The sequence below is a fragment of the Vibrio sp. HENC-03 genome (assembly GCF_000305755.2).
In the GTDB taxonomy this organism is placed as follows: Bacteria; Pseudomonadota; Gammaproteobacteria; order Enterobacterales; family Vibrionaceae; genus Vibrio; species Vibrio owensii.
The window spans coordinates 1,039,980-1,047,981 of the sequence record NZ_JH976064.1 but is presented as its reverse complement, the minus strand read 5'-3'; the positions used below and the strand labels follow the sequence as shown (position 1 = coordinate 1,047,981).

The 8,002-nt window shown below is 46.7% G+C and carries 5 protein-coding genes and 1 tRNA gene; 2 read left to right on the top strand and 4 right to left on the bottom strand.

Features of this window, described 5'->3' with window-relative positions; translation table 11 throughout:
• The first annotated feature begins 129 nt into the window (after positions 1-129).
• Positions 130-220 (top strand) — tRNA-Ser (locus tag VCHENC03_RS18655).
• Between the two features lie 812 nt (positions 221-1,032).
• Here VCHENC03_RS18655 and VCHENC03_RS18660 read toward each other — a convergent pair.
• From VCHENC03_RS18660 to hemC, 4 genes are read right to left on the bottom strand one after another with little or no spacing between them, the layout of a single operon-like run.
• Entirely contained in the window at positions 1,033-2,214 is a 1,182-nt protein-coding gene (locus tag VCHENC03_RS18660; protein WP_009705178.1) for a heme biosynthesis protein HemY, read from the bottom strand.
• Positions 2,214-3,425, bottom strand: coding sequence for a uroporphyrinogen-III C-methyltransferase (locus tag VCHENC03_RS18665; RefSeq protein WP_009705177.1), 1,212 nt, complete (start codon positions 3,423-3,425; stop codon positions 2,214-2,216). Before VCHENC03_RS18665 ends, VCHENC03_RS18660 begins: the two co-directional genes overlap by 1 nt.
• 17 nt (positions 3,426-3,442) lie before the next feature.
• A complete protein-coding gene (locus VCHENC03_RS18670) occupies positions 3,443-4,171 on the bottom strand; it encodes a uroporphyrinogen-III synthase (protein WP_009705176.1) in 729 nt (242 codons plus the stop codon).
• 2 nt (positions 4,172-4,173) lie between these two features.
• Positions 4,174-5,112 (bottom strand): hydroxymethylbilane synthase, encoded by a 939-nt coding sequence (hemC, locus tag VCHENC03_RS18675; protein WP_009705175.1) that lies wholly within the window; start codon positions 5,110-5,112, stop codon positions 4,174-4,176.
• A gap of 348 nt (positions 5,113-5,460) precedes the next feature.
• On the opposite strand from hemC, the gene VCHENC03_RS18680 reads away from it, so the two are divergent.
• Positions 5,461-7,989 carry a class I adenylate cyclase gene (locus VCHENC03_RS18680; protein ID WP_009705174.1) on the top strand — a complete coding sequence of 843 codons (2,529 nt, stop codon included), beginning with the start codon at positions 5,461-5,463 and terminating at the stop codon, positions 7,987-7,989.
• The last annotated feature ends 13 nt before the right edge of the window (positions 7,990-8,002 follow it).

Below are 8,002 nucleotides of genomic sequence, written 5' to 3'. Positions count from 1 at the left end.
CGAATTAGCGCCGATGGTAGTGTGGGGCTTCCCCATGTGAGAGTAGGACATCGCCAGGCTTTAAATATCGTTACCTGTGTAGACAAGTAACAACATCACCAGTGTACTAATCTGTTGATGACAATTTGTGGAGAGATGGCTGAGTGGTTGAAAGCACCGGTCTTGAAAACCGGCATACGTTAATAGCGTATCTAGGGTTCAAATCCCTATCTCTCCGCCACTATTAAGAAGCCTCGCTAGAAATAGCGAGGCTTTTTTCATTTCTGACGTTTGTGAATTAGACGGGATTTGCATTAAGTCCGAAGTCAGTCGCGACTTAGGATTAATCGTCCTCGAACTCAGTCACTACGAAGAAAGCCCACTGAAAAATCGGCGGGTTTTTGTCGCTTCTGGAGCTTGCAAATAGGTGAAGCGATTTGAATCAACCTCCTAACCGAGTACAGCTCCAAACTAGCGCTTCTGCTCTCCACTCAATAAGCAGCCCAGTGTTAAGTCGTACTTTGAGGCCTTCTATTTTCTTTGTCTTGAAGGGTTATAGAAGCCGCCGTCTAGCGAAAGTGATTGAGCTTTCTCCTCGCCATTCCTATCTCTATCTTCTCAACAAAAGAGCGTTTCTACTCGCTGTAGTATTCAATGTGTATTAGAGCGTCTGAGCACCTTTTTATACTTACTACCGATGAACATGACTCATTGCTCTAGCTTTTATAACAAACGCTATCCAAGCGCTGTATGGGGCCTGTTACTTCTTTGGCTATTACTATGCTTTACTATGCTTCTGAAGGAGTAACCATTTAGAACCAATCGCCCTGTCTTGCATGAAGTGAGCGCGGCTGTTTCACGTGGTTCTTCATGGCACCAAGAAGAGCGGTTTGGAATGAATGACAGAAGCTTTGATGATTATTTCTAATCAGGTGCAGTCAGTAGAGAGAACCCTGCTCTTGGGGGAGTCAGTCGTACGATGATAGGGTGTGAGAAATTGCAGGCAATAAAAAAGCCGACAGTTTACTGTCGGCTTTTTACTTTCTGAATCGCTTAGTTGTTTTGAACTAGCGTTAGCGCTTTACGAGAGACCTCGTGAGCCGCTTTTGTCAGGTTTTGCTTCTCTAGTGTGTCTGCTAGGTAAGCATAGTCAGAAACGTCTGAGCGAAGTTTTAGCGCAACCTCAAAGTGCTCTTGCGCTTCTTGCCATTTTTCTTGGCGGAAGAAGAAGTGCGCTAATGCACTTTGTGCCGCTGCGTTTTCTGGTTCACGTTTCAAGACGCCTTCCAAGAATACGATGACTGGGTGACTATCCGGTAGGTTTAGCTCTGGCAGTAATTGGTAGAGCTCTGCTGTTGGGCTTTTCTTCAGTGCTTCTTTGATTACTGTGAATGCTTCGTTATCTGCTTTACGTGAGATGAGCTCGTGAGCAAAACAACCGATCAAATGAGCGTCTTGTTTTGCCTTACGTGGCAAACCATTCCAGTGTGAGATAAGACCTTCGCTGCCTTGCTGCTGAGCCACTTCGTGTAGCAAGCCGCATTGTGCTTTCTGAACCAGCTCCGCTTGCTCTTCTTCCGTAACCAGTTTGGCTTTGCTTAGCTGAGGCATCAGATCGATCAGCGGTTGCCACAGCTTAAGCTGCATGTAAGTGGTCTTTAGCAGGTTAAGAACAATCGAGTTATTTGCGTACTGACCTTTCAGTGCTTGCAGTGTATCGAATGCAGATTCGAATTCGTTATCACGAATAAACTGTTTTGCACGAGTCAGTTCTACTGCTAGGTGCGCATTTTCTTGCTGACTTGCTAGCTCTAGATACTGGTCACGCTTTGCTTTGTCACCTTGACCTTGTGCTGCCTCTGAAGCCACTAGGTAACACAGGAGAGGCATGTCGTGATGATTTGCCCAACGAGTCACTTTCTTCTCTGCACCCTTCCAGTCACCTTCAAGTAGCTTGATGATGCCTTCGTTGGTGTAGCGACGAGAGCGACGCATTTTGCGCACGCTAAAGTAGTTCCAAGTGCTTGAGCTTGCGTACACCAACTTCTTGACTAGGTACTCTAAGAAGAACAACGCGGCTAATGCGGCAATCACAAAGATCACCAGAGTAGTGACACTCATCTCTATCGTTGTATTCGCGATTGAGATCAGGACATAACCTTGCTGACCAGAGAATTGAGTGCCAACGAACAGGCCAGCACCAAGAACAACAAATAGGAAAATAAGACGAACCATTACTTATCCTCCGTACCTGTCATTGTGGTCACTTCACGACGTAGGCGTTCACGAATCACATCAGAGAGTTGGTTTTGGCTTTCTAGCTTCGCAGGGTATTCAACTTGAATGTCTTGCTTGCTCAGTTGGCTCAGTGTTTTGTTGAATTCTTTCACCGAGTTGTCGTCTTGGTTGAAGAATGCCATTGCCCATTTGTCTGCTGTCTCTAGGGAGGTGGTGTAGATTTCACCTTGCTCTTGGTAAACCGCTTTGATTGCCGTCTCTAACTTCGCTTTGATGTTTTCTTTCAAGTAGAAATGTTGTTGTGGTGACAATAGAGGGATTACGTTGCCGTCACGAGTGCGGAAGGTGATGAAGTTTTCTGAGAAGTCTTTTAATGACGTCATCAGGTTATCTTGCCAGTTTGCAATATCCTCAGACACTTGTTGTTTCTCTACCGCAGTTGCTTCTGGTAGCAAAGCATTCGCAAGTGGCAGTTTATCGACTTGCTGTTGTAGCGCTGTGAGGCGCAATACCAAGCCATCACGGTCTACCAAAGGAACAACACGCAGCTTAGTAATGTCATTTGCCATGGCTTTACGCAGACCGACCAAGCTTGGATCGTTCAGCGCAGCGATACGTTGGTCCGCGCTTTCCATCAATTGAGTCGCGCTTTCTACATCGTGCTCTAAGAACAATTTACGACCTGCCAGTTTTACTAGGTAGTCAGCTTCTGCTAGTAGCCAGTCGTTTGGACGACGACCTTTCACATCAGCGACAGCCAGTTGTAGGCTTTCGATGCTCTTTTGTTGCTGACCCAGTACCACTTCTGCTTTGTGAGTGACAGTGGTCGCTTTTTCAATGGTTTCTTCTTTTACTTGGCTAAGCTCTTGCTTCATTGCTGATTGAGCTTGTTCCAGTTGGCTTTGCAGTTGAGCGATCTGAGTTTGGTATTCAGATTGCTGCTCAAGCATTTTGTAAGTGAGACCGCCACCAAAAATCAGTGATAAGACGATAGCAACAGTACCCAGCTTGACGCCGCGTTTGCCTTGCTTCTCTTCAAATTCAACTTTGTTTGGTTCTGCTGGTTTGGTTGGCTCAGCAGGCTTTGATTCTGCCTTGCTTGGTTCAGATTCCTTCTTAGGCGTGTCTTTTTCAGCTAGCGGTGCCGATGTGGTTTCTTCGGAAAGGTTTTTATCGTTATTCTTTTGGTCGTTATTTTTACTTGTCATGCCTATATCCTGTGTAGCTAGGGCTGGAGAGCAGCCAGTAATTCTTGGTTGGATGCGCTTCCTGTGCACCTGACCTGAGTGAAGCCCCGTTGAATTGCGATGTCAGCGATTCGCTGACTGGGGATATACAACTCTTGTTGATTAAGCCAAGTCAATTGCTCTGACGTCAATTGGCTGCACAAATAATCCAGTTGTTCACCACTGGTGACGATAATCTGGTCGATTTGTTGGGTTTTCCATAGTGAGACACAGCTTACTGGATCGAATGGGATAAATTCTCTCTTATAAGTCTCACTATAGTGAACTTTTGCTCCACGTCTCACCAATGCATCTTTTATCAGCTCTCTACCACCGTTGCCACGGAGGATCAGAACTGTTTGTTTTTCTACATTGTTTAGCTCGGGAAGCTGCAACAAGTGCTCACTATCACTGACTTGTGGATAGTGTACTTTCTGTTGGGTACATTTGCTCAAATAGTGTGCTGTTTTTTGACCAACGGCAAGGTATATAGCCTGCTTAGACCATGATTTAGCGTGGTTCTGCAAGATTTGCTCTGCGCATTGCACCGCATGTTGGCTAACAGCAATGATGATTTGAGCGGTTTCAATGTATTTGGAGAGTTGTGTGTCGCTGAGATCGGCGACGATGTCGATCAGAGGATGATGAATTGCAGTTTTGCCGTGCCTTTCGAGCAGAGAGCAAAGCGCCATGCCTTGCTCTCCCGGACGAGTGACCAACACTGCCATGATTATTCGTGGTCTGCGTACAGTTTGGTTAGGATGTCGCGCGCACCGTTTTCAAGTAGCTCGTTAGCCAGTTGAACACCGAGTGCTTCGGCATCGTTGCGGTGACCACGAACTTCACCACGCACAATTAGGCTGCCGTCTGGTTCACCAACCAGTGCGCGTAGCCAAATGTTGTCACCATCAAGCAGTGAATAACTGCCGATAGGAACCTGACAGCCACCTTCAAGGGTGAGGTTCATCGCGCGCTCACAGCGTACGCGATCTGCCGTATCTTGGTGGTTTAGTGGCTCAAGCAGTTTAAGTAGACGCTCGTCATCCACACGACACTCAATACCTACTGCACCTTGGCCTACTGCTGGTAGTGATTGCTCTGGCTCGATAAAGCTACGGATGCGCTCTTCTAGCTCAAGGCGTTTCAGACCTGCGGCTGCAAGAATGATTGCATCGTATTCACCTGCATCTAGCTTACCTAGACGAGTACCTACGTTGCCACGCAGCTCTTTGATAACTAAGTCTGGGCGGTATTCTTTTAGCTGACACTGACGACGTAGGCTACAAGTACCTACCACTGCGCCTTGTGGCAGTTCATCAATGTTGTTGTAAGTGTTAGAAACGAATGCATCACGTGGATCTTCACGTTCACAAATCGTCACCAAGCCAAGACCTTCAGGGAAGTCTACTGGTACATCCTTCATTGAGTGCACCGCAAGGTCCGCACGACCTTCAAGCATTGCCACTTCTAGCTCTTTCACAAACAAGCCTTTACCACCGACTTTGGCTAGCGGTGTATCCAAAATGATGTCGCCTTTGGTCACCATAGTAACCAGCTCAACTTCCAGACCTGGATGAGCGGCTTGAAGTGCGTCTTTTACATAGTGAGCTTGCCATAGGGCAAGAGGGCTTTTTCGAGTTGCAATGCGAATTGGCGTAGATTGTGTCATGGTCTTCTCAATGCTGTTTTAGTTTTGCCTAATCCTACCACTCAACGCGTGAAAGTCTTAATGTTAGTTAGGCTTCTCTTGGTGTCATGAATCGAATTACATGACGTTATGAAAATAGTGTGACTGGATTCTCATTTAGGCTAAGGACTATTATTAGTTATAGGTGAATACAAGCGACACTACTGCGCTATCGATTTTTGCGACTAGTGTGGGGTTTTCAGACCACAACTATTTGCGGGTGGAAATCTTTACCAACCCTGATGAAAGTGTTAAATTGATCACGTTTTTACACCGTTTTGGTTTAAAACATCAGCAGATTTTCGTGATTGTTCAACCAAGGAACTTCCCTTGCAGGCTTACACCCAAAAACTTATTCAGCGATTAGATAACCTGAACCAGCAACGGATCGACCGTGCGCTGGCGCTTATGGATTCGCAAAGCCAGCAAGTCTTCCACTTGATTCCTGCCTTGTTGAACTACAACCATCCTGTTATTCCCGGCTACTACGATGCAGACGTACCTTATGGTGTGTTTGGTCTAGAGCTGAACGATCTCCAGCAACAATTTCTTGATGATACCCAACTGACAATCGGTCAAGCGCTTAAGACGGCAGAGCAACCTGCGATCTTAGGTTTGTACACCATGGGCAGTACCTCTTCTATTGGTCAAAGTACCTCAAGTGATTTGGATATTTGGGTGTGTATTTCACCGGAGATGGGTAACGACCAACGTGAACTGCTGACCAATAAATGCTTGCTGATCACCGATTGGGCACAAAGCCAAGGTGTAGAAGCGAACTTCTTCTTAATGGATGAAGAGCGTTTTCGTAGCAACCGTTCTGAAGAGATGACCGGCGATAACTGTGGTTCTTCTCAGCATCTATTACTGCTGGATGAATTCTACCGTTCTGCGGTTCGTCTGGCAGGACAGCGTTTGTTGTGGCAAATCGTGCCACCAGAAATGGAAGAGTGTTACGACGAGTACGTTGCACAGCTTTGTAAAGATGGCTACATCAACTGTGATGAGTGGATCAACTTTGGTCAGCTTAACCGCATTCCTGCTGAAGAGTACTTCGGCTCGAACTTGTGGCAGCTGTACAAGAGTATCGATTCCCCTTACAAATCCGTGTTGAAAGCGATCTTGCTTGAAGCTTACTCGTGGGAATACCCGCACACACAACTTCTTAGCATCGACACCAAACGTCGCTTCTTTGCCCACGAGCCTGACTTGTACGGCATGGATGCGTACTACTTGATGCTAGAGAAAGTAACGCGTTACCTAGAGCGAATCCAAGACGACACACGTTTGGATTTGGTTCGCCGCTGTTTCTACCTTAAAACCCATGAAAAGCTGTCTCGTGAACCTGATGTAGGTTCTGTAGCTTGGCGCCGTGAAGCTTTGAGCGACATGATTGCGAAATGGGATTGGGATGAAGCGGTATTAGCAGAGCTCGACGATCGCCGTAACTGGAAAGTAGAGCAAGTGAAAGTGGTGCACCATGCACTGTTGGATGCTTTGATGCAAAGCTACCGTAACTTGATTCAGTTTGCGCGTCGTAACGACATTACTTCGGCGATCAGCCCGCAAGACATCAGTATTCTTGCCCGTAAGCTGTACGCGGCATTCGAAGTGCTGCCGGGTAAGGTTACCTTGCTTAACCCTCAGATCTCGCCAGATTTGCACGAACCTGACTTAAGCTTTATTGAAGTAAAAGAGGGTGGGGTGAACAAATCAGGCTGGTACTTGTACAAGCAACCACTGATTGCGCACCGCATTCTTGGGCAACCTTGTCTTGAGCACCATGAGTACTTGAGTAAGTTGGTTTCTTGGGCATTCTTCAACGGTTTGATTACCGAGTCAACACGTTTGCACGCGGTGGTGCGTGAAGCGCAGTTAGACATCGATAAGTTCTACCAAATGGTGAGTGATCTACGTAACACCTTCTCGTTACGCAAGCGTCGCCCAACCATGCAAGCGCTCGGTAGCCCGTGCGAAATTAGTCAGATGGCGATGTTCATCAACTTTGAAAATGATCCGACTGCAGAGCTGTCTGGTCGCTCACTCAAAGTGGATGTGAAGAACACTGATATCTTCAGCTTTGGCCCTGAGCAAATTAACTTGGTCGGCAGTGTCGATTTGGTTTATCGCAACTCATGGCACGAAGTGCGTACCCTGCACTTCAAAGGCGAAACTGCGATGCTAGATGCATTGAAGACCATTCTTGGCAAAATGCACCAAGATGCGATTCCGCCAGAGTCGGTGGATGTATTCTGCTACGCGAAGAACATGCGTGGCGTGATGCGCAATATGGTGTATCAGCTATTGGCAGAGTGTATCGACTTACGTTTGAAGCCGGTTGAACAAGAGAAACGCCGTCGCTTTAAAGCCATGCGTCTTGCTAACCAAACTTACGGTTTGTTCTTTGAGCGTCGTGGCGTATCGGTTCAGAAGCTGGAAAACTCGGTCGATTTCTACCGCAGCATTTCAACCAATAAGCTGAAAGGTTCACCGCTGTTGATGTTGGATCGTGAGCAAGAGTACCAGCTACCAGAAGTAGTGGATGGCTTCGCCAGTGAAGGTTTGGTGCAGTTCTTCTTTGAAGACACCGATGATGGTTTCAATATCTACGTATTGGATGAGTCAAACCAAGTTGAGGTTTATCACCAGTTCAGTGGTTCGAAAGATGAAATGATTGCGTCAGTGAACAGCTTCTACACCTCGGTGAAAGATGATAATCGTGTATCGTCGAAGTTTATTAACTTTAACTTGCCGCAGTACTACCAAATTATTCATCCGGAAGAAGGAAACACCTACATTATCCCTTACCGTAATGATGGCTGTACGCCGACTCGCCCAACCAAAGCGGTGAACGCGTGAAATGAATAACAAA